Annotated in this window: 22 protein-coding genes; 14 read left to right on the forward strand and 8 right to left on the reverse strand. The window is 45.5% G+C overall.

Annotation, left to right across the window (positions count from 1 at the left end):
• Nucleotides 1-64: 64 nt before the first annotated feature.
• From RIM23_RS12005 to RIM23_RS12015, 3 genes are all read right to left on the reverse strand, one after another.
• Nucleotides 65-772 carry an ROK family protein gene (locus tag RIM23_RS12005; protein WP_446367338.1) on the reverse strand — a complete coding sequence of 236 codons (708 nt, stop codon included), beginning with the start codon at nucleotides 770-772 and terminating at the stop codon, nucleotides 65-67.
• A gap of 316 nt (nucleotides 773-1,088) precedes the next feature.
• Nucleotides 1,089-1,988, reverse strand: coding sequence for a S1 RNA-binding domain-containing protein (locus tag RIM23_RS12010; protein WP_446367340.1), 900 nt, complete (start codon nucleotides 1,986-1,988; stop codon nucleotides 1,089-1,091).
• An 85-nt stretch (nucleotides 1,989-2,073) separates the two neighbouring features.
• On the reverse strand, nucleotides 2,074-2,814 hold the full coding sequence (locus tag RIM23_RS12015; RefSeq protein WP_446367342.1) for a dienelactone hydrolase family protein: 741 nt from the start codon (nucleotides 2,812-2,814) through the stop codon (nucleotides 2,074-2,076).
• Nucleotides 2,815-3,276: 462 nt separating this feature from the next.
• Here RIM23_RS12015 and RIM23_RS12020 point away from each other — a divergent pair, with 462 nt between their 5' ends.
• Together RIM23_RS12020 and RIM23_RS12025 are read left to right on the forward strand one after the other, a co-directional pair.
• Entirely contained in the window at nucleotides 3,277-4,260 is a 984-nt protein-coding gene (locus RIM23_RS12020; protein WP_446367344.1) for a GntR family transcriptional regulator, read from the forward strand.
• A gap of 245 nt (nucleotides 4,261-4,505) precedes the next feature.
• Nucleotides 4,506-5,147 carry a hypothetical protein gene (locus RIM23_RS12025; RefSeq protein ID WP_446367346.1) on the forward strand — a complete coding sequence of 214 codons (642 nt, stop codon included), beginning with the start codon at nucleotides 4,506-4,508 and terminating at the stop codon, nucleotides 5,145-5,147.
• 212 nt (nucleotides 5,148-5,359) lie between these two features.
• Here the strand turns inward: RIM23_RS12025 and RIM23_RS12030 are convergent, their stop codons facing one another.
• Together RIM23_RS12030 and RIM23_RS12035 are read right to left on the reverse strand one after the other, a co-directional pair.
• Nucleotides 5,360-5,707, reverse strand: a complete 348-nt coding sequence (locus tag RIM23_RS12030; protein WP_446367348.1) for a DUF4870 domain-containing protein — start codon at nucleotides 5,705-5,707, stop codon at nucleotides 5,360-5,362.
• A gap of 329 nt (nucleotides 5,708-6,036) precedes the next feature.
• A complete protein-coding gene (locus tag RIM23_RS12035; protein ID WP_446367350.1) occupies nucleotides 6,037-7,428 on the reverse strand; it encodes a sensor histidine kinase in 1,392 nt (463 codons plus the stop codon).
• 91 nt (nucleotides 7,429-7,519) lie between these two features.
• Here RIM23_RS12035 and RIM23_RS12040 point away from each other — a divergent pair, with 91 nt between their 5' ends.
• The 5 genes from RIM23_RS12040 to RIM23_RS12060 all read left to right on the forward strand — a co-directional run bounded on the left by RIM23_RS12040 (nucleotide 7,520) and on the right by RIM23_RS12060 (nucleotide 10,778).
• Nucleotides 7,520-7,672: a hypothetical protein gene (locus tag RIM23_RS12040; RefSeq protein ID WP_446367352.1), complete on the forward strand. Its 153-nt coding sequence runs from the start codon at nucleotides 7,520-7,522 to the stop codon at nucleotides 7,670-7,672.
• A 144-nt stretch (nucleotides 7,673-7,816) separates the two neighbouring features.
• Nucleotides 7,817-9,445 (forward strand): peptide chain release factor 3, encoded by a 1,629-nt coding sequence (locus tag RIM23_RS12045; RefSeq protein WP_446367354.1) that lies wholly within the window; start codon nucleotides 7,817-7,819, stop codon nucleotides 9,443-9,445.
• Between the two features lie 111 nt (nucleotides 9,446-9,556).
• Nucleotides 9,557-10,117, forward strand: coding sequence for a hypothetical protein (locus RIM23_RS12050; RefSeq protein WP_446367356.1), 561 nt, complete (start codon nucleotides 9,557-9,559; stop codon nucleotides 10,115-10,117).
• A 42-nt stretch (nucleotides 10,118-10,159) separates the two neighbouring features.
• Nucleotides 10,160-10,393, forward strand: coding sequence for a hypothetical protein (locus RIM23_RS12055; protein WP_446367358.1), 234 nt, complete (start codon nucleotides 10,160-10,162; stop codon nucleotides 10,391-10,393).
• A 130-nt stretch (nucleotides 10,394-10,523) separates the two neighbouring features.
• Entirely contained in the window at nucleotides 10,524-10,778 is a 255-nt protein-coding gene (locus RIM23_RS12060) for a hypothetical protein (RefSeq protein WP_446367360.1), read from the forward strand.
• A 328-nt stretch (nucleotides 10,779-11,106) separates the two neighbouring features.
• Here RIM23_RS12060 and purM read toward each other — a convergent pair whose 3' ends face one another.
• Nucleotides 11,107-12,150 carry a phosphoribosylformylglycinamidine cyclo-ligase gene (gene purM, locus RIM23_RS12065; protein WP_446367362.1) on the reverse strand — a complete coding sequence of 348 codons (1,044 nt, stop codon included), beginning with the start codon at nucleotides 12,148-12,150 and terminating at the stop codon, nucleotides 11,107-11,109.
• Between the two features lie 590 nt (nucleotides 12,151-12,740).
• On the opposite strand from purM, the gene RIM23_RS12070 reads away from it, so the two are divergent.
• The 4 genes from RIM23_RS12070 to RIM23_RS12085 all read left to right on the forward strand — a co-directional run bounded on the left by RIM23_RS12070 (nucleotide 12,741) and on the right by RIM23_RS12085 (nucleotide 17,900).
• Nucleotides 12,741-13,865, forward strand: coding sequence for a septal ring lytic transglycosylase RlpA family protein (locus RIM23_RS12070; RefSeq protein ID WP_446367364.1), 1,125 nt, complete (start codon nucleotides 12,741-12,743; stop codon nucleotides 13,863-13,865).
• A gap of 222 nt (nucleotides 13,866-14,087) precedes the next feature.
• On the forward strand, nucleotides 14,088-15,650 hold the full coding sequence (locus tag RIM23_RS12075) for a bifunctional pantoate--beta-alanine ligase/(d)CMP kinase (RefSeq protein ID WP_446367366.1): 1,563 nt from the start codon (nucleotides 14,088-14,090) through the stop codon (nucleotides 15,648-15,650).
• A gap of 591 nt (nucleotides 15,651-16,241) precedes the next feature.
• Nucleotides 16,242-17,144 carry a polysaccharide deacetylase family protein gene (locus tag RIM23_RS12080; RefSeq protein ID WP_446367368.1) on the forward strand — a complete coding sequence of 301 codons (903 nt, stop codon included), beginning with the start codon at nucleotides 16,242-16,244 and terminating at the stop codon, nucleotides 17,142-17,144.
• Nucleotides 17,145-17,456: 312 nt separating this feature from the next.
• Nucleotides 17,457-17,900, forward strand: coding sequence for a hypothetical protein (locus RIM23_RS12085; RefSeq protein ID WP_446367370.1), 444 nt, complete (start codon nucleotides 17,457-17,459; stop codon nucleotides 17,898-17,900).
• A 312-nt stretch (nucleotides 17,901-18,212) separates the two neighbouring features.
• On the opposite strand, the gene RIM23_RS12090 is transcribed toward RIM23_RS12085, so the two are convergent.
• Complete coding sequence (locus RIM23_RS12090) at nucleotides 18,213-18,638, reverse strand: DoxX family protein (protein WP_446367372.1); 426 nt, start codon at nucleotides 18,636-18,638, stop codon at nucleotides 18,213-18,215.
• 20 nt (nucleotides 18,639-18,658) lie between these two features.
• Here RIM23_RS12090 and RIM23_RS12095 point away from each other — a divergent pair, with 20 nt between their 5' ends.
• Both RIM23_RS12095 and RIM23_RS12100 read left to right on the forward strand, forming a co-directional pair.
• The gene (locus RIM23_RS12095) at nucleotides 18,659-18,862 is read left to right on the forward strand and encodes a hypothetical protein (RefSeq protein WP_446367374.1); all 204 of its coding nucleotides are present in this window, start codon (nucleotides 18,659-18,661) and stop codon (nucleotides 18,860-18,862) included.
• 113 nt (nucleotides 18,863-18,975) lie between these two features.
• The gene (locus RIM23_RS12100; RefSeq protein ID WP_446367376.1) at nucleotides 18,976-19,692 is read left to right on the forward strand and encodes a response regulator; all 717 of its coding nucleotides are present in this window, start codon (nucleotides 18,976-18,978) and stop codon (nucleotides 19,690-19,692) included.
• A 295-nt stretch (nucleotides 19,693-19,987) separates the two neighbouring features.
• Here RIM23_RS12100 and RIM23_RS12105 read toward each other — a convergent pair whose 3' ends face one another.
• On the reverse strand, nucleotides 19,988-21,013 hold the full coding sequence (locus RIM23_RS12105) for a hypothetical protein (protein ID WP_446367378.1): 1,026 nt from the start codon (nucleotides 21,011-21,013) through the stop codon (nucleotides 19,988-19,990).
• Nucleotides 21,014-21,347: 334 nt separating this feature from the next.
• Here RIM23_RS12105 and RIM23_RS12110 point away from each other — a divergent pair, with 334 nt between their 5' ends.
• The gene (locus RIM23_RS12110) at nucleotides 21,348-22,100 is read left to right on the forward strand and encodes a DUF4230 domain-containing protein (RefSeq protein ID WP_446367380.1); all 753 of its coding nucleotides are present in this window, start codon (nucleotides 21,348-21,350) and stop codon (nucleotides 22,098-22,100) included.
• Nucleotides 22,101-22,274: the final 174 nt, after the last annotated feature.

Raw genomic sequence — 22,274 nt, forward strand, 5'->3', positions numbered from 1 at the left:
TATTATCAATAGCGTAATCAAAGTCCATAAACCCGCCCCTACAGGGGTAAACAATTAGGAAAAATCAATCCCGCCATAAGGCAATTCCGCCTAATAATCCGTTGATATTGGGGACAATTTTGACATTCGCTGGTAACTCGAAGGTAATTTTTTTGGCTTCTCCGCCACCAATATAAAGATAGTCGTAGTTAAATAAATGTTCTAGGGTTGCGATCGCGCGTTGTAAACGATTGTTCCATTTCTTCTCTCCCTTCTTCTCTAACGCCGCCCGCCCTAACTGTTGTTCGTAGGTGTCTCCCTGGCGAAAGGGGTGATGCGCCATTTCTAAATTGGGGACGAGTTTACCATCCACAAATAAGGCTGAACCAAATCCTGTCCCTAGGGTAATCATTAGTTCCACCCCTTTACCCTGAACCGTGGCTAATCCCTGCATATCTGCATCGTTAGCCACACGCACCGGCTGTTTCAAGGTTTGAGAAAGGGTAGTCGCCAGATCAAATCCTTGCCAAGCTGGATCTAAATTCACCGCCGTTTTCACGACTCCAGCCATAACCACGCCAGGAAAGCCCACAGATACGCGATCGCATTCCCCTTGGGCGGCGGCTAATTGTGCGATCGCATCAATGACAGCATCCGGCGTCGCGGGTTGCGGTGTGGTGACTCGATGGCGTTCAGTGATCGGATTTCCCGCCGGATCTAAAACGATCACCTTAATCCCACTTCCACCAATATCCACGCTAAGAGTGCGGCTGGATTCCTCTGCTTTCGCCATCAGATTTTGATCCTCCTGTTTCAGATAAAAAAATAGGAAACGGCTACAACATTTTGATTGTGTAGGGGCGGGTTCAGGGACTAACTTTGATTGTTGTTCCCAGCTTAGCTACAAAACCCACCCTTTGTTTGAGTTTTAAATGTGTAGGGGCGGGTTTAGGGACTAATTTTGATTCTTTTCCCTAGCTTAGCTACAAAACCCGCCCTCACCTCCGTTCATTCAAAACTTGGGCTGGGGCGGGTTTAGTTACATCTGGATGAGGTAAGAAACGCTAATCGTGAAACCCGCCCCTACACACAATTTAGAACGGTTCTGATTAGATCATTTTTGCCCTTGCCCGTTCTGAACGTGCCTCAGCACTTTCCATCACGTCTGCCATTTTATGCACCATTTCTCCGGGGTAGTTTTCTAACACTTTTGTCGATAGAGAAACGCGATTAGTGCCTTCATCCAAGCCAATCACGATTGCTTTAATCGATTGACCCACCTGAAACATATTCGTCAACGATTCCACCATGTTTTGGCTAACTTGCTTAATATGCAATAAGCCGGTAATCCCGTCCAATTCTACAAACACACCAAAGGGTTTGATATTGGAAACCGTGCCCTCCACTAACTGTCCTACCTCTAACATAGAGAAACTTTCAGCGCGAGTGGCTTCTCGTTGAGAAAAGACTAACTTGCTGCGATCGCGATCGGCTTCCAGGATGCTGGCGGTTAAGCTTTGACCAATCAGCGACTCTAAGTTCCCCCGTTGATTCAGGTGCGATCGCGGAATAAATCCTCGCAATCCCTGCCAATCCACAGTCACACCGCCTTTATTCACACCGGATACCTGCACCTGCATGGACTTGCCACTGTCTTGGATTTGCGCCAGTTGATCCCAAATCTTATTGATTTCCAACTGACGCCGTGATAGAGTTATCTGACCTTCTGCATTCTGTTCCCGAATAATCAGAAACTCCAACTCTTCCTGCAACGGTAGCACCTCTGACCAATCTTCTACTCGTGCCACTGACACTTCCTGCCCTGGAACATAAGCCAAAGATTTGCCGCCAATATCGACATAAACACCATCCATCTCGTAGCTATGCACTTTACCTCGCACCACCTGCCCTTGACTAAATTCGTAGTCATACTCTTCTAGGGCTTTGGCAAAATCTTCCATAGAAAAAGCAGTTTTGCGGGTTTGAGAACGGGTTGATTCTGAAGTCATGAGTATTAGTTGTTTAAGAAAATAGATTTGTCATTTTTTACTTGTCATTTGGGGTTATTAATGACAAATAATCGATGACGAATAACTACAGTTCCTGCTGAAATAGCATCTTCACTTTTTCCCAAGCATCTTTTGCCGCTTGTGGGTTATAGCTGGCACGTTGATCGCAGAAAAATCCATGATCAGCACCTTCATAGCGAAAGATCTGGTGGGAAATTTGGTGCTTTTTGAGTTCAGCTTCAATCTGGTTAACTTGTTCAGCCGGGATGCTAGCATCATCCATGCCAAAGAATAGATGGATGGTTCCCGTAATATCCTGGGTACGGGTAATCGTTGGTTCATCTCCTCCGGGCGTCATCGTGGCAATCCCTGCACCATAGAAGGAGGCTGTCGCTTTGATGTCTGGCAAGGTTGCTGCTAGATAGGCGACATGACCCCCAAAACAGAAGCCAATACAGCCGATCGCATTGGATTTAACAGGTGTTTGCCCCCTTAAATAGTCGATCGCGCTTTGGATATCACTCAGCAGTTCCTCCGCCTGGGTTTGCGCCTTATAATCCTTGCCGATTTTCAGGTCAGCTTCTGTGTATCCTGTTTCAAAACCGGGGGCAACTCGTTGATAGAGGGCGGGTGCGATCGCGACGTATCCCTCTTGGGCAATCCGCTGGGTCACATCTCGGATATGGTCATTCACACCAAAAATTTCCTGCAACACGACTACGCCCCCAACAGACTCCTCTGCCACGGGCATCGCTAAGTAAGCGTCAATTTGTAGAGAGCCGTTTGTAATCTTAACCCAATCGCTTTTGATTTCTCTAGCCGTCATAATTCAGGTTTACGCTGTGTTCGTCGATCTATCGCAGTCCTCGCTGCTATGGCTTTTGACCTTCTGGTCAACGGTCAAACTTCTGCTTAATTTTAACCCTCACGTCCCCCCCATTCAGCAAATTATTTACGGATTGTTATAATTATATTAGTTTACTTGTTATTTTTCAAGTATTTATTATCTGTCTATTGTAATTATTCTGATACTCGAAGGATTCGCGAAAACTTGAATCGGGTTTGAATATTGAAATGCACAATAGCATAGTGCAAAGAGTATTTTCTTAGGCAAAGCCGAATGATACATCAGATTAAGAAAACCCCAGTTGTTGTAAAGTTTAGCTATGATAAATGCTTAGAGAAATGCCTAGGTCAGGACTAGAGGGTCAGCCACCCACCATCTGATCTTAAACTGTAAGTTATACTCTGGTGTCTATTGAAAAGCAAGTGCTTGGGAGACTTTATAATGGTTCAGTACCATATTCAGCCTGATAGCGAAATCCCTGCCTCAAAGCAGCTATTCGACCAAATTCAGTTTGCGATCGCCTCTCGTCAATATCCACCGGGACATAAATTGCCCAGTACCCGTCAATTAGCCATGGAGACGGGGTTGCATCGTAATACCATCAGTAAAGTGTACCGCCAGCTAGAAGAAACGGGACTCGTCGAATCCATAGCCGGATCAGGGATTTATGTGAAAGCCCAGGGTCATGAAGGCGGAACTCAGCGTCAATCTCCGATTCTCCAGCAATATCCCCAAGCATCAAGAGTTGTCCAGCAGAGTTTGGACGAATTACTCTCTCAAGGTTGCTCCCTCAATGAAGCCCGCGAACTCTTTTTAGCCGAAATTGACTGGCGGTTGCGCTGTAGTGCTAGAGTGCTTGTTACCGTAGAGTCACGAGATATGGGCGCTGGGGAATTAATGGTGCAGGAATTGGAATCCGCCCTGGGAATTCCGGTACAGTTAGTCCCCTTAGAAGAATTAGAACAAACCCTAGAACGCACCAATTCCGGTACAGTCGTCACCAGCCGCTATTTTATCCAAAAAGCCGAAGCGATCGCAGCGCCGAAATCCGTGCGGGTTATTCCTGTCGATATCCACGATTATGGACAAGAAATCGAGATTGTCAAAAGTCTCCCCAAAGATAGTTGTCTGGGCTGTGTAAGTCTGAGTGGGGGTATTCTACGGATTGTAGACGTGATTATCCACAGTCTGCGCGGGGATGATTTACTCCTGATTACCGCTCAGGTTAGTGATAAATATAAACTTAACGCTTTAGTCCGCAGTGCGCGAACGATTATTAGCGATCAAGCCAGTTATGATATGGTCAAACAGGCAATTTTAGACGCCAGAGATGATCTGATCCGTCCGCCTAAGCTGGTTTGCAGTGAAAATTATATTGGGACAAAATCGATTAATTTACTCAAACGTGAACTGGGTTTAGGGTAATTAGGGGTTGCTGAATAAGTATTGTGGTGAGGAATAGGACATAAGACGGCTTAGAACCTGAGAGATGCACGATATGATCAAGGTAATCATGCGTGACTTCATTGCCGTGCCTAAGTTTACCTTTGCCGCTATCTCTCTAGACGATCTAAAATCTTTCATTCACCTCCATGAAGGATTCAATCGTGCAGCGTTAAATGTAATACCATGCTTAATAAAATTACCGCTTCAGTGAGGAGATTGACACCATGCCTAAGGTTTTAGATCCAAACAAATCCTACACCTTTAGCAAGTATTTTGATCTGCCTTACTCACCTGAAGATATTTTGGCAGATTTAGGCTGTACCCTTGAGCGTACCGATCGCAAAGATCTTCCCTATACGCAATGTGAATTAGATTGGCTACCTGAATTCGCACAGAGTATGCGGCGCAGACTGAAACGGGTGAATACCACGACTGAACAGGCACGCCGGGAGGCATTGATTTTTCCGTTGATCGATCAGATTTGCGATCGCTTAGACTATTCAATCAATATTGAGTATACCGTTAGTGTGAACAATTGGTTAAAAGGTTCACTCGATTACTATATTTCTAGTCCCAGCAATTTTCTAATCATTGAAGCCAAGCAATCGGATTTAACTAAAGGCTTTACTCAGCTTGCTGTTGAATTGATTGCCCTCGATCACTGGGTAGAAAGTAAGAGTCCGATTTTGTACGGTGCGGTTTCGACCGGGGAAATTTGGCGATTTGGTCTGTATGATCGAGCAAAACATCATCTGGTGCAATATTTACCTTTACATCCGATACCGCAGAATTTAGAGTTTGTAACGCGGACGATTATTGGAATTTTGCAGGGAGAGGCGATCGGGGAAAATCCAGTCTTGATCTGACACGGGGAATCGCTCTGAGGGAGATGGGGGAGATGGGGAACAAAGCATTTGCTTGAGCAAAGTGAAGGGTTAAGTCGGGGCGGGTTTAGTTACATTTAGGTGAAGGAAGAAACGAGAGTAGTGAAAAGAGCCCCTACACACTCAAAACTTAAAAGACTCCACCTTTTAACTTAGATGGAGTCCGAATGCGTGTAAACTAAATGAAGCGGAAATTATAGAATACGGAAGATAAAGGGATAGCGGAAAGACTGATCAGGATTGTTCAACACTTTCACAATCCCGATAATTGGCATAACGAAATTCACTATACCCAAAAGACCTAATAGGGGCCAACCGATAAGGACAATTGTCAAGATGCCAAAGATTACGCCGTAAATCCAAAGGTTAATGTGAAAGTTCAGCGATTCTGTCGCGTTTTCCTTCACCACTGGGTCATCAGACACTAACAAAACGGCAATCGGAATACCGATAGATACCAACGCCGCACTAATAAAAATTGATCCATGACAGAGGGCAGATAAAAGCTTGCGTTTGTCGCTATCATAAACATCATACGTCATGGGACAGTCCTCCTTCCCCTCAAGGGAAACTAACTCTTCATTCTGACTGTAACAGGTTCGCTGAACAATACAGGTCGTGAATTCCGTCCTACACAGGGGGGATATTCCTCTCGGTAAGCTGTCACGCATTTAATTGGCAATACCCCACACCCATCCGTGTCAACTGAAGCCACAACCCTTAGCAATTCTCGTTTCCAGCTTTAGGGTGGAAATGCTATTCAGCGGATCTGCCACTAGTAGGGGAGGCAGAGCCTCTCCTGTAGCGTTCCCCGGCTGAGCCTGGGAACGAGAGTTTCCCTGAAAGCCTGCTCACTAACTGGTTTTTCCGCTTAAGTTGACACCAATGCCCCACACCCTACACCCCCTTTAAGTAGGGGCTGCTGAATGGGAATCTCGATCGCGAATTCTGCGCCTTGTCCTAGTGCAGAGCGACATTTCAATTGACCTCGATGTCTATCGACGACGATTTGATAGCTAATGGATAGTCCTAATCCGGTTCCTTGACCGACAGGTTTGGTGGTAAAGAAGGGGTCAAAGAGTTGACGCTGAGTTTTCTCGCTCATTCCCGGACCATTATCAATAATCAGAATCGCGACTTGGTTGGGTGCGATCACTTCGGTACGAATGCGAATCGTGGGAGTGGGATGCTGGTGTCCATTATCTGTTGTTCTTGATTCCTCTAACGCATCTATCGCATTACTCAACAAGTTCATAAACACCTGATTGAGTTGTCCCACGTAGCATTCCACTGCGGGTAAGTCTTCGTACTCCTTGACAACCTGAATTTCAGCATATCCAGGTTTTGCCTTGAGTTGATGTTGCAGAATCAGCAATGTACCTTCTAACCCTTCGTGCAAATCTACTGCTTTCACCTCAGCTTGATCTACCCGGGCAAAGTTACGTAAGGATAGCACGATCTGACGAATCCGCTTGGTTCCCACTTCCATCGATTCCAACAGGCGAGGTAAGTCGTCTCGCAGAAACGCTAAATCAATCTGTTCCGCCGTAGTTTGAATTTCTGGGACAGTTTGGGGATAATGCTTATCGTACAGGGAAACTAAATTCAGTAAATCTTGAGCATAATTTCTGGCATGTACCAGATTCCCAAAAATAAAGTTAACTGGATTATTAATTTCATGGGCTAACCCGGCGACGAGTTGTCCCAGACTCGACATTTTCTCAGTATGAACTAATTGGGCTTGGGCATGTTGCAAGTCACGCAACGCCTGTTCTAAGAGGCTGGCTTTTTGGTGAATTTCATCTTGCGATCGCCTGAGGGCAAGTTCGGTTTGTTGGCGTTCCTGAATTTCAGCTTCTAAACGCTGGTTGGCGGCTTCGAGTTCCACCGCACTGGCAACATCAAAGGCTTTGGGCATTAATGGTATTAATTCTAGGGCAGTATAGACGGAAATTAATGCCGTGATTGCTTTGATTAATCCAAATAGCCAATAATCGGGATGCCAAATCGTCCAAATTGCCATAGTATGAGTAATGCCGCAGGCAATGATAAAAGCGGCAAACATGAGAAAGACTCGCGAAAACGGCAAATCCCGTCGCTGGCAAACAAAATAGATTAAAGTTAGGGGAATTGAGCCATAAGCCAGGGCAATAAACCCATCCGATAAGAGATGTAGCCAGACTAAACCGGGTTTCCAGAGGTAGCAGTTGCCATGAGGCATGAAAAGTGTGGCAGTCAAGATATGAGTGATAAACGACTGCATAATATCTCCTTCTAATCAAGAATTAGCTCTTATCTGGTAAAATTGAAACGCTTTGAGGGGACTCAATCAGTGATTGGTGCAACCATGAACCATGACTCAGCGTACAGTGGAGGATGTAACCCCCTACTCAGGAAATAACGAGGAAGCTCTCACCCTGTTAACGTTTGAACCTGAAGAAATTGGATTGACTCAAACTGTCCTGATCTCAGTATTCCCCAGAATTAGCAGAAACTACACCTTCTAGGGTTATAACCTATAGGGTTAATTTTGATAAAAAAAGCTTGACGATTTATGACTTAGGATATACAGATTACCAACTCAATCCAACCAACACAGAAGCTCAACTTCTATAATAGAAGGCTGAGTGTTGCTTAATTAGGCGTTTTGAATGTCCACTGAACTTCAGGCTGAACTGCAAACGGCGGTTGAACACCGACGGAATTTTGCGATTATTTCCCACCCAGACGCGGGGAAGACGACGCTGACTGAGAAGCTGTTGCTATATGGAGGTGCGATTCACGAAGCCGGGGCGGTGAAAGCACGACGGGCGCAGCGCAAGGTAACGTCTGACTGGATGGCGATGGAACAACAACGGGGAATTTCGATTACTTCAACGGTGTTGCAGTTCGAGTATAAGAATCGCCAGATTAATTTGCTGGATACGCCGGGACACCAAGATTTTAGTGAAGATACCTATCGCACATTGGCGGCGGCGGATAATGCGGTGATGCTGGTTGATGCGGCGAAGGGTTTGGAACCGCAGACGCGCAAGTTATTTGAAGTTTGCCGGATGCGATCGCTGCCGATTTTCACATTTGTAAATAAAATGGATCGTCCGTCGCGGGAACCGTTGGAACTGCTGGATGAAATTGAGCAGGAGTTAGGGTTACAGACATACCCGGTGAATTGGCCCATTGGTATGGGCGATCGCTTTAAGGGCGTGTTTGACCGCCGTCTGCGGCAAATTCACTTATTTGAACGCACGGCACATGGGAGTAGGGAAGCGGGAGAGACGGTTCTCGATTTGGGGGATTCCCGGATTGAAAAATTACTGGATCAAGATCTTTATTATCAGTTGAAAGAAGAATTAGAACTGATTGAGGAGATAGGACCGGATTTAGATTTAGAGTGGGTGCATCAGGGTCAGATGACGCCTGTATTTTTTGGTAGTGCTATGACTAATTTTGGCGTCAAGCTATTTTTGGATGCGTTTTTAGAGTACGCCATGCAACCGGAAGCCTACAAATCTACAGAGGGGGAAATGCCGCCAACCCATCCAGATTTCAGCGGATTTGTGTTTAAGCTGCAAGCGAATATGGACCCCAAGCACCGGGATAGAGTGGCATTTGTCCGGGTTTGTACGGGTCGATTTGACAAGGACATGACCGTGAATCATGCGCGGACTGGTAAAACGGTACGGTTGTCAAGACCTCAGAAGTTATTTGCCCAAGGGAGGGAATCTCTGGACGTGGCATATCCAGGGGATGTGATTGGGTTAAATAATCCAGGGGTGTTTGCGATCGGGGATACGATTTACAATGGCAAGCGTTTGGAGTATGAAGGGATTCCCTGTTTTTCTCCGGAATTGTTTGCTTATTTGAAAAATCCCAATCCTTCTAAATTTAAGCAATTCCACAAAGGTGTAACCGAGTTGCGCGAAGAGGGGGCGATACAGATTATGTACTCGGTGGATGAGTCCAAGCGCGACCCAATTTTAGCCGCCGTGGGACAGTTGCAATTTGAGGTGGTTCAGTTCCGTTTACAGAATGAATATGGCGTAGAAACGTTGTTGGATATGTTGCCCTATAGTGTTGCCCGTTGGGTAGCTGGAGGTTGGCAAGCTTTAGAAAAAGCGGGACGGCTATTTAATACAGCGGTGGTGAAAGATAACTGGGGACGTCCAGTTTTGTTGTTTAAGAATGAGTGGAATTTACAGCAGGTGATTGGCGATCATCCAGAGTTACAGTTGAATGCGACAGCGCCTGTGGCGTCGGGACAGGAACCCGATTCGTTGTGACCTCTCCCCTAACCCCTCTCCTGCGAGGAGAGGGGAATAAACTTATAGGTATGGTTTTATAGCAGTTGACACTAAAAAGATTGCGACTATAATTTGTGCGGATTAAAAAATATGGATGACTCCAAAATTGCTAAACGTACCAAAGAAATAATTGAATTGGGCTATGATCCCGATTTAGCTAAGAATATTGCCAAAGATGAAGCGAGTACAGAAGAAACAAGGAATTACATTGCCAAAATCTGGCAATATTTAAAAGGTGAAGGTGATCTAAAAGGTGCTATTGAAATATCAGCGGCAGGTGCAGCCGCAGCAGTCAACCTTGCCGCCTCCCCTGGAGTTTTGGCTGCTGTCGCAGCATACATGAGTTTCGGAGCCTCCTTGTGGGGAAAAAAAAATCAGAATAATGCCCTCAAAAAACTTGCACAGCAAATTCAACAACGTGGTGCAAGCTTAGAAAACTCACCGTTGAATTTTGATGAGTTTATGGATCTTTTCCTTAAATTTATGGCGATTTCATCGCAGTCAAGTTTTGAGAAAAAGCAGGATTATCTCGTTAATCTTTTTGTTAACTCGGTCATATCATCAAGAATTCCGTTTAGTGGAAAGCAGACTCTATTCCGTCTTCATTCTCAAATATCAGTTGAAGAGATACAGGTACTTAAAGTTATCTAAGATGCCACAATTGAGTTAGCCACTCAAGAAGGCTTACCAAATGTGCCTGTAACAAAGGTTGCCGATAAGTTAGGGTGGCAAGAGGAAGATGCTTATGTTACTTGCGAAGCTTTGGCTCAAACTATGCTGGTGATTGATGGCAACATAGGAACCTATAGCTACTGTGGTAACGAGCATAAGGATTGGCGGATTACTGCACTAGGAAATAGATTTATCAAGTGGGTTACTGAAGAACTCCCGCTAGAAAATTTAGCTGAAGCGAATACCTCTAAATAGACAGATATCCATGAAAGAGCGTAAACAGAGAAAATTAACCCCAAAGGATTGGGCAAAAGTTAAAGCCACAATCCAGCAACTTTGGGCGTATATCTGATATTTATAGAGTTGACTAGAAGGATATAGCTTTATGGCAATTGTTGTAACCCTTAACCCAGAGTTAGAAGCGCTACTGCGTGACAAAGCCGCTCGGCAAGGTCAAGATGTTGGTCTTGTTGCATCTGAATTACTTGCTTGTGTTTTAGAGTGGGAAGAACAAGATTCAGAGGAAGCTATTAAAGGCATTCAGCAAGGTTTAGATGATTTTGAAGCGGGTCGATTTCGCTCTTTCCCAGAGTTTGCTGACGAACAACGCCGTAAGTATAGCAACCGCCACAAGGGTTAGGACAAGTCGGCGGGTATCGAAACGAATAAACGGCACGAATAAACGGCATCCATCGGATGTCCTTATGCTCTTGGTGACTGCTATATTGACGACGAATGAGGGCACGGCAATGCCGTGCCCCTACCCCCTACCATAGCTCAGGGATTAGGTAGGGGCACGATACTATCGTGCCATTAAACTCCCTTAAACTCTTGGGGTAATGTTGACATAACTTACAGCAAAGAGCAGGTTTATCAGATATACCTAGGCTACGGGAAAAAGATGATTAATCAGGGATAAGGTATAAAAGAATGTACCATCAGAACTTGAAAACCGATGTAATTACTAATTAACCCGATAGACCAACCACTTCCCCTGAACCTTCAATTACTTCCCCAATCCGATAAGCCGTAACACCTTGAGATTCAAACCAGCGACAGGTTTTTTCGGCTTGAACAGATGACACCAATACGACAAACCCAATCCCCATATTGAACGTATTAAACATCTCCTCCCGACTCACTTGACCCGCCTCAGCTAACCACTGAAAAATAGGTAAAATCTCCCAGGTATTCGGCTCAATCTGCACCGATTTCCCTTGACCTAAACACCGAGGTAAATTTTCTGGTAAACCGCCACCTGTAATGTGAGCCATACCATGAATTTTAATCCCAGCCTGTAGCGCATCTAGAATCGGTTTCACGTAAATTTGAGTCGGCGTCAGCAGCACGTCTCCTAAACGTTGACCCCCTAGTAAATCGGGACAGCTATCCCAACTTAACGGCGATTCCTGGTTAATTGAATCGCTAACAATTTTGCGGACTAAACTAAACCCATTACTGTGAACCCCCTGACTGGCTAAACCAATCGCCACATCTCCCAATTGCACCTGAGAACCGTCTAAAATTTCGCTTTTTTCCACCATTCCCACGCAAAAGCCAGCTATGTCATACTCTCCCGGTTGATAAAAACCGGGCATTTCTGCGGTTTCTCCTCCCAACAAAGCACAGCCAGCCAGACGACATCCCTGAGCAATACCCGCTACCACCTGAGTGAGTTGCTCTTGATTCAGCTTTCCTGTGGCTAAATAGTCCAAAAAAAATAGGGGTTGTGCGCCAGATGTCAATACATCGTTGACACACATAGCAACTAAATCAATTCCAACGGTGTCGTGACGATTCAAGTCATGAGCCAGTTTCAGCTTCGTCCCTACTCCATCGGTTCCCGATACTAAAACGGGTTCGCGATATCCCATCGGTAACTGGAAACAACCACTAAAGCCACCAAATCCCCCTAAAACTTCGGGTCGATGGGTGCTTTGGACTAGCCCTCTAATCTGCTGTACAAACGCTCGACCTGCTTCGATATCAACACCAGCTTCTCGATAATCCATGAAATACCACTAGAAATAAAAGCGTTTGTCCTAATGTAGGGGCGGGTTTCACTATTATCGTTTTTTTCCCACCTTGATGTGACTCGCACCCGCCCCAACCAAAGTTGTGAGGGTGTCCTTTGTTTTCCTCCCTCGGATATTTTACAGGTTGATCCCGGCAAAGCCTAGAGTAAAAGCAGCACTAGAAGGGCGGGTTTATTACAGTTATCGGTTTTTGCCAAAACGTTATCGGTAAAACCCGCCCCTACAGCATTGATGGAAAACCTTCGCCGCGACGGTCCAGGTTTGTTGTCTATATTGTAAAGTTTTGTTAAGAAACTCGTAAATTCCCTGAGAGGGGTAAAAGCGGGAAATCCTTGTCATATCAAGCTTTAGGGCAAATTATATGATATCGCACTTTTGAATATCTTATCGCTGATTCCCAAAAATCACTGATCCCCAAACCCAAAACTTCGTGTTAGTCTGTGTCAGTTCCATAAAAATAGGACGAAATCGCAATGAGTATGAGTTGCAGCAGATTTTTCTTAATTCTCTTGCATCACCACCCATAACCCCAACGTAGAATTCCAGAGGCTTTTGATTATAGGCTTATGAATCAGCGAATTTTGAGTGGTCTCACTGTTACGTTCTTAACCACAGCCATCAGCACAGTGATATCCAATCCGGCTAACCAAGCTCAGGCAGTTGACCAAGGTTCTGAGGGCAACTTGACTCCCGCTCAAGCGCTACAATCTCCAGAAACAATTCCCTCCACCTCCTCTCAACCAACCCTTCAGCCGCCAGAGGTGGTAAAAGTGGGAGAATTTCAGTCCCCAGCATCTCAGGTTGGGGAAGCAGAAGAAGTCATTGCCAAAATTCATGGCTATTCACTAGATGGGCGTCAGGCGGCTACTCTTTATGTGCGCGACATCCCTGTCCTGACGTTCTTAGGTTCAAAGGCAATTGTCAACAATGGCAGCAAAGTGGGAGAAGTGGCTCTGGGAAATAACTCTGAACCCGGGTATTCTTCATCCAAAACGGTGTCTGACTATCAATCCCTAGAGGTAGACCAACTGGATAATACCGCCTCGCCAAGTGTCACCTCGACCAGTAATGCCAATCTGGATGATGCCCTATGGCGGGCGACGGCTGTTGCGGCTCAACTCAATCAACTGCATCGGGATAATATTAATGCAGACGCGATCGCAGTTCGTTGGAATCAGGCGTGTAACTGCTACAGCATCAAGGTCAATGACCAGGAGCTGGTGCAAGTTAACGAAAACACCATCCTGCCCGATACCACCCAAAACCTAGCCGAAGATGCCCTGCAAGCCACGAACCGACTGCGACGCTTAATGGGTAATGCTCCCCCCATACGCGAAATTGAGGGTAAACCCACCGCCCAGACAATCGCCCAAGTCGCCCTGGGTTCAGTACGCTTTCAGGTTAAAGGTATTGCCTCCTGGTATGGTCCTGGCTTTCACGGAAACCGCAGCGCTAGTGGTGAGCGATTTAATCAAAATGCGCTAACAGCCGCTCATCGCAGCTTACCCTTTGGCACTAACGTGCGAGTCACCAACTTAAATAATGGTCGCTCCGTTATCGTGCGGATTAATGACCGAGGACCCTATATCAGAGGGCGAGTCATTGACCTTTCCGCCGCCGCCGCCAGAGTTCTAGGATTGCTCCGCACGGGTGTGGCGCCTGTACAGATTGAGGTTTTAGATAACTACTAGGGAATAGTTTTGAATGTTGACCCTTCACTTGGTTCGGGGAACCTGGTGCAAGAAGTTTGTAGGGGCGGGTTTCACTGCTATCTTTTCTGACCTCACAACAGATGTGACTCGCACCCGCCCCAACAGAGTGCCAGAATTCTTGCACAAATGACAAAGGACGAATGACCAAGGACAAAGGACAAAATTGCTAACATCGATCTAAGATCCAACATCTAAACTCTCATGCGTCTGTTTACGACAATAGCGGGATTACGCTGCTACTTAGAACATCATCGAACCCAAAAAACCGTCGGTTTCGTGCCGACGATGGGGGCGTTACACCCAGGTCACCTTAGCTTAATCGAGCGGGCGAGAGGCGAAAATGCTATGGTCATCGTCAGCATTTTTGTCAATCCGCTCCAGTTTGGACCAGGGGAAGATTTGCCGCAGTACCCGCGTCAGTTGGAGCAGGATCAACGCTTGTGTGAACAAGTGGGAGTGGATGTGATTTTTGCGCCAACAGTGGTGGAGTTGTATGGCGATGACCCATCCGATTCAGAACCCCCGACTGAGTTCACTCAAGTCCAGCCACCAGCAGCCATGAACTCTATCTTATGTGGTCACTCCCGTCCGGGTCACTTTCAGGGGGTGGCGACTGTGGTGACTAAGTTATTAAATCTAGTTCAACCCGATCGCGCTTATTTTGGTCAAAAGGATGCTCAGCAATTGGCGATTATTCGCCGCTTGGTCGCCGATCTAAATTTGCCTGTCACTATCGTATCTTGTCCGATCGCCCGTGAACCGTCAGGTCTTGCCTATAGTTCTCGCAATCAGTATTTGACGCCACAACAAAAAGCACAAGCTCCGATTCTCTACAATGGTTTACAAAATGCCAAAAATGTGTTAAGGACTGGGAAGCGCGATCGCACCTCCTTAATTGCCGCCGTTACCTCAGAACTCAGCTTGATTGAGGAGATTCAAGTCGAGTACATCGAATTAGTTCATCCCACAACCTTGGTTCCCCTAGAAGAAGTCGAAGATCAAGGATTACTCGCGATCGCGGCTCGTCTGGGTTCAACTCGTTTAATTGATAATATTATGCTGCGAAATCGCCAACCGATTATTGCTATTGATGGACCGGCGGGGGCGGGTAAATCCACGGTGACTAGGTTAGTGGCGCAGCAATTAGGCTTAATGTATTTGGATACAGGAGCCATGTATCGGGCGGTGACGTGGCGGGTGCTGCAAGCAGGAATTGATTTTACTGATGAACCTGCGATCGCGGAATTGGTAAGTCAATGTCAAATTTCTTTAATCAGTAGCGGTTCACAACCCCAAAGCCTGAGTGTGTGGATTGATGGAAAAGAAGTCACCCAAGCCATTCGCTCCTTAGAAGTTACCGCCAATGTCTCTTTTGTCGCGGCGATCCCGGCTGTGCGTCACGAATTAGTCAAACAGCAGCAGCGCTTGGCGTCTAAGGGTGGCGTTGTCGCCGAAGGGCGGGATATCGGAACTCATGTTTTCCCCGATGCTGAACTAAAAATCTTTCTCACCGCCTCGGTTCAAGAACGGGCACGCCGACGCTTGCAAGATCTTCAAGACCAGGACAAAGGCACTGTCAGTTTAGAACAACTAGAGGCGGACATTCAATTACGAGACGAGCGTGACAGCACTCGTGCATTAGCCCCCCTGCGCCAAGCCGCCGACGCGATCGAAATTAATACGGATGGTTTAACAATTCCTGAAGTCACCGCTAGAATTATCAGTTTATACCATAAAAAAGCATTATCGTTACCTCAAGCATAAAAGCCTGCCTATCCTGACATTTCATGGGGTGAAGTACCCCAACTTGCTTCGCTCTTATTTGGGGAACCTCCAACTTAGCTAAACAAGGACGGTTTTATTCGTCTTGGCTTACGCCACGCTTACGCGAACGGGATTTCCCCCTGTCCATCCTCACCCTACTCGGTTGAGGGTGAGGACTTCCGCGACTACGTTAAAGAATTCTCGCCCTCAAAACCCGCCCAGTCTGAGTTTTGAGTTACTGCGTTTCGTGAACCATGACAGATTACCTCTTTGACTGCAACTTGGCACTTAAAAAATCCCGGATATACTGTCATTTGCGTCGTAACTAACAAAAGAATCATTAACACGCTAGGCGGAGTTCGGTATCCAGTTGCCCCACAGCGAACTGAATATCTCTAGAAATGGTGGCGTTTAGCACTTGAGACGCAGGGTTTAGCATCAGAATTTATAAAGCGGGTTGATCTGTGCTTAGGCGTTTATGTCTGGCGATAGATTAACCCGCCGCTTGAATTATTCTGCAACAAGAATAATCTAAAAATAAACAACCATGACGTGCCGCCTGCGTATTCAGAGGAGTGAAGGGGACATAAGGTGGCAAATCCTTATCAGTTAGTTTGGCAGTATAAATTATCCATTAGTTTAATAGCTGCCATGGTTGGTTTTATGGCAAGTTTAAGTATGTCCGTTGTTCGTTCAGTTAACCCGAAACTAGCGATTCCTAGTCCTAATTTGAACCAACAGGAACGGTCGAATTCCCAGAGTTTACAAATCAATGGTTTAATCGGAGATCAAAAAGAAATCTATGAAAAAATGTTAGCTTACTTGGCAGAGGAAGAAGCTAAACGCTTAACCTTTTCTGTACCAGTACAATTTCAAGGCAAAACCATTCGTTCTCGTGTCCTCAAGAATAATGCTAAAGTGATTGCCCTCACGTTTGATGATGGACCTTCATCGCAGACCACTCCCCAAGTTTTAGACATTCTCAAACGAGAAAATATCAAAGCCACCTTTTTTGTTGTCGGTAAGACGGTTAAGAATCATCCCCAGCTTATGAAACAAATTGTGGCTGAAGGTCACGCTATTGGTAACCACACTTGGAATCATCAATATCATCAGTACAGTCCATCGGCGGCGGCGCGTGAACTGGAGACTACCGCCACTTTAATTCATCAACTCACTGGCGTCAAAACGGCGCTATTTAGACCTCCGGCTGGCATTTTGGATAATGGCTTAGTTAGCTATGCTCAGCAAAAAAAGTATGCTGTGATTATGTGGTCAGCGGATTCAAAAGATTGGCAAAGTCGCCGGATTACTGTGCCAAAATTAATCGACAACGCCCTTCAAGACGCTCAATCTGGTAGTATTATCTTACTGCACGACGGCGGTGGCGATCGCTCTAAAACAGTGGAAGCTTTACCAAAGTTGATTACTAAACTGAAACAGGGCGGTTATCAATTTGTCACCGTGCCAGAATTATTGGATATGCCAGATTGATATTAAGTCGCGTTCTAAGCTGTCATGCATTGAAATTCTGACTTTTTCACTGTATGTGGAGCAACGCGAGTATTGATTATGTAGGGGCTCACTTTCATGACCATCTTTTTGGTTACACAAGGGATGTGACTAAACCCGCCCCGACTCAGGTTCATCGATTAGGACATTGTAGAGACTCCTCCGGCGGAACGTCTCTTTTGTGAAGAGTTTGTGAGCAAAAAATTATTTCTAGGTAGATTTAGCATAATGAGTAAAGAAATGTAAACAACTAGCACCTAAAAGCAGTGCCACTCATAGCAAAGGAGTTGAGAAATGGAATTCTTCCCTAAAATTCGCCCGGTCATTCGAGCCAATTTTAACGAGATGATTCAACAGGAGCAAAATTCCGAAACTGTAGGGTTGATATTTTATTCTCGTGAGTGCTTAAAAGATTACCAAACAATTGCTGAAATAGCTAGAACCCAACGTGATGAACAGCAAGAAACAGTGGAGACGATAAACCACAGTCTAGTAACCTTAGAGAAAAAACAGGCTGTGGTAAATAACCTAGAGTATCGGTTATACGATAGCAATCACTTCAGCCAATTCCCGTTTTATGAGGATCAAGAGACTATCAACATACCCGATAATTTTCTTCAATTCCAGGAGTCGGACTGGAAGGAGATAGAAGGGTTCTTCATTTCCTTAACATCCTCTAGCGAGATAGATAATGAATGGGCAACCCTGGAAGAATTTGCTTCAAAAATCTCTGTTTGATTCAGACAGCCGTAATTGAGCGTGATCCCAAATCCGGGTTAGCTACCCCTGTTATAAACCAGTCCGCGCAGGCGGACTTGGTTTGTATAGCAGCGATTTCAATCGCCTCCTCTTGCTTATCAATGGATAATTGATAATTGATAATTGATAATTGATTAATTGGGTCTAAGACCTCTTCGTTTACGAAGAAATTAAAAAAGATTTTCCTTAATTTCAATCCTCTTCTTGTAAGGAGAGGTCATTATCCATTGTTCATTATCCATTGTCAATTTGTGAATACTGTCAGGTAGCACGGCTGTGCACCCTTTCTATTCACCCGTTTGTTCTGATCAAATCATCCCTTGATTTCGCCGAGTTCATTGAGGATTCTGTGCGCTCATCAAAACTAATTGCACCCGCACCAAAGGCGACAACCATTAATAATCCTCCCATTAATCCTAAATTTTTGAAAAAGGCAATTTCTTCTTCAGGGAAATCGGTGTGAAAAATCAAAGTTGCGGGAATTAAAAAACCAATCAGTAATAATGCTCCCCAACGAGCTTTGTAGCCGAATAAAACCGAGAGTCCCCCTCCTAGTAATACAATAATAGTAGGAATGAGAACTAGACCAGCCAAAGGAATTCCGCTAGCAGCCATATACTGTTGAGTGCTAGCGAAACCGAAAATTTTTCCAATCCCTGATTTGATAAAAATAGCAGAGAGGAAGATACGAGCGACTAGAGGGAGGTACTTTTGCATAGGAGTTCCTGTGTTGACGAGTGAATGTCCTATTATTCAGGGTACAAGGTTCTGGAAGTCCAGATACGCCTAGCTTAAGCGTAGCAGTTACCGGGGTTGCGATCGCGCTTTGGGTTCGGGGTAAGCTAAGATGCATTTCAATGAGCGATTCCCTAACCGTGAAATCCCCCTTGGGAGGACAGCAAAGCATGGACGAAGCACAAACATCTTGCTCACGGGTATAACCTAATTTCAATGCACGACGGCTTAAAGACACCCTAGGACATAATTAGCACAAATCTTCGGCGACGCGAAAAAAATACCTGATTATTGGCAAACCTGATATTAAAGATTGATAATGAGTAAAATTAGAGTCGTTTTGATTGAAGACCATGAACTGACTCGGATGGGCTTCAAAACAGCCTTGCAACAGAGTCATGAGATTGAATGGGTTGGTGAAGCGACAAACGGTGCTGATGGGTTAACTTTACTGGAAACGGTTAAACCGGATGTTGGGATTGTTGATATTGGACTTCCTGATATGGATGGTATCGAGTTAACTCGACGATTCCAAAATATTAAAGAGCATCAGCAAGATAATTCTACAAAAATTTTAATATTAACCCTACAGGAAAATGAAGAAACTGTCATGGCTGCATTGGCAGCGGGGGCGAATTCTTATTGCCTGAAAACGGTTAACCGAGATCAATTATTAAAGGCGATTAAACTTACCCATAGAGGCGATGTTTGGCTCGATCCCGAAATCGCTAAAACTGTCCTAAAACATGCCAGTTTAACCCAAGCTCAACCTGAGATAGCAGCCGCAAAAGAAACAGTACCGATTCAGGCTTCTATTAGCGAGTCCAGCCCACTTATATCAGCTTGTCCTTTGACTGAACAGGAGTTAGCCGTTTTGCAGTTCATTATTGAGGGGTACGATAATGACATGATTGCTAAACGGTTAGATATTCCAGTGGAAATAGTGCAAGTTTATGTCCGAAATGTTTTAGAAAAACTACGTGGTGATGGTTCCACTCAATCAGCAGTTCAGGCGATTCGTTCTGGGTTGATGTAGTGAGCGTTCTAGCGTAAGTAATATTTTAATTCCCAGAAAGCGGTACTTTAGATTTATGCAATTGAATTCAGGGAAAATAAAGCAAAACTACTTTAAACAGATAGAAGTCAATCTTAAATACACCAAAACTCATGATTAATGGAAGCGTTATAGCAGATTTGGTGGTTGATGAGGTACACTTTTCTCAACAAGATCCCCGACTTCTTGGAGAAGTCGGGGATCTTTCTGCGTAGCTCACTTACTTTAAAAGCGCTGTATATCCCCCTGCGACCAAGATGGTCGCTATGCCTATTCCTTACAAATGGGGGAATAACTTCAAGAAAGATTGCCGATAAAAATTTAAAACTCGTTGAGTATAAGCCGCCGTTGAACCCTGATTATATTGCTGGGGATCACCTGTCATCCACCAAGCCGCAGCCCGCTGTACCGCCACTGTCTCATTATTACCACTCGCCTCATACTGTTTATTAAGCACATCTCCCATCACGCAAACTAAAATAGTACGAGCCGTTACGGGAGAGGCTTCAAAATCGGCGGGTGTTAGTTCCTCTCCAATACATTGATTAGACCAACGGGGAATATTTTCTGGTTTAATTTGCCAATCACTGTAAAGTCCATCATTTTCTATTCCCGTTTGCGGTGCTGCTCGTCGTAGTGCTTCCACTAAAGCGGCGACTTTAGTATCAGAAATCGCGTTATTAGCTGAGGAACGGGCGGCGGCTTGAGGTTGAGAGGCGGCTGACGATTGAGGTTCTGTAGGTGGAGAAGACGATGCTGGTTTTGTTGCAGAGGGAGTAGTGGTGGGTTGGGCGGGATTCGCCGGGTTTTGCCCCTGGGGATTGCGGCGTTGCTGTTGGTAATTTTTCAGAACATTCTGAATGTAAGTGTAGGTGTAAGAGTTTCGAGGAACGCTATTATATTGACTCCCATCCCCAGTCATCCACCAAGCGGCTGTTCGTTGTATTGCCACGGACTCATTATTATTACTGGCGCGATACTGCTCATTCAACACATCCCGCATCACGCAAACCAAAATAGCCCGCGCCGTGACAGGAGAGGCTTCAAAATCGGCAGGTGAAAGTTCCCGTCCAGTACATTGCTTTGACCATCGGGGAATGTTACCCGGTTTAATTTGCCAGTCACTATAGAGTCCATCATCTGCCCTCCCCGTTTGCGGTGCGGCTAGTCGCAAGGCTTCCACAAGCGCTGAAACTTGAGCATCAGAGACTTGAGCGTATACCGGGGAACTCCAGAGTCCCAAAGAAAGTAACGCTGTACTCAGTAGGAATCGTTGAACTGGTTTGACGAATTTGAAACCCATTGGTGACACCTTGTCTGGCTAAAGAAATCAATTGTCGGGGCGGTTTTAGGCACTAGCGCTAGCTGAAGAGCCAATAACGGCTCAACAAAACCCGCCTTGATTCAATTGTAGGAGTGGATTAATACTACAGGTGCAAGATATCAGTTCTGGCTTATGTTACCCTTTTTGAGGAATATGATTTGATTGCTGAATCGGTGTTCTAGAGGAGTAGAGGAGAGATTTAACCTGTTTTCTTTGTATTCTGAGATAGATTTAATCAAAAAGTCCGGCTTCTGGCAAAGCGCTAATCTTATAGTTAGAGTCACCCAGACAGCCCGGTTGAAGGAGTAATGCCATGAATAATCCGTTTGACAAATATCAGCTCAGTCCCAATACGTTTGGGATACTGAGAAACCTGATGATGATGACCACAGGCGCTACGGTGGTTGTCGCCCTGATTTTTGGCATTGGGTTATGGCGAACTGGGTCTCGTTTTTTGGGGCAAGTGACTACCCTGTTTAACGCCCCTCAACCCGCACCCGAAGTTGACGTGCGCTCTTTGATTGTCCTGCAGGTGCGGGAGGTTAGCGACTTGACCACGGCTGTTTTTACGATGGAGGCGGTAGTTCCTAGCCGTCAAGCTCGGACTTTGGCAGGTTATGCGATCGCGGAAACAACACTCCTTTATATTGCTTATGGTGAGGTGCGGGCTGGTGTCGATTTGGCAGAATTAAAACCAGAAAATGTGCAAATTGTCAATGACACGCTCCAACTTCAACTCCCACCCCCCAAAATTTTAGATAGCAAAATTGACGTGAATCGGTCTCAGGTGTATGACTACGATCGCGGCTTCTTGGGATTAGGACCCGATACAGCGCCCCAGTTGCAGATGTTGGCGCAACAAGAAACCTTGAAAAAAATTGTCTTCAATGCTTGTGAGCAAGGGGTATTAGAAAAAGCCAACGAACGCGCCGAACTCGTCGTGGGTCAGTTGTTAACAACAGCCGGGTATAAACAGGTGCAGGTGAACACTCAATCCCCGATACCTGGAACTTGTCAGTCAGCCGCGTTAGCCTCTCAGCCAGCTCATTCTGGGATAGCTCCTTGATGGGAGCGCAGAGGCTTCAAGGGTGGAGAAGACAAAGGAGATGGGGAAGATGGGGAAGATTTTTTTGTTCCAGAAGTTCCTCAGGAGGATTACGCTGGAATTAGAGAACTCATTAATATACCAATGAAGATGCGTAGGAGTAGTATAAAACCTTACCAAAGGGACGATTCACCA

The organism is Coleofasciculus sp. G3-WIS-01 (genome assembly GCF_040223135.1).
Taxonomy (GTDB): domain Bacteria; phylum Cyanobacteriota; class Cyanobacteriia; order Cyanobacteriales; family Coleofasciculaceae; genus Coleofasciculus.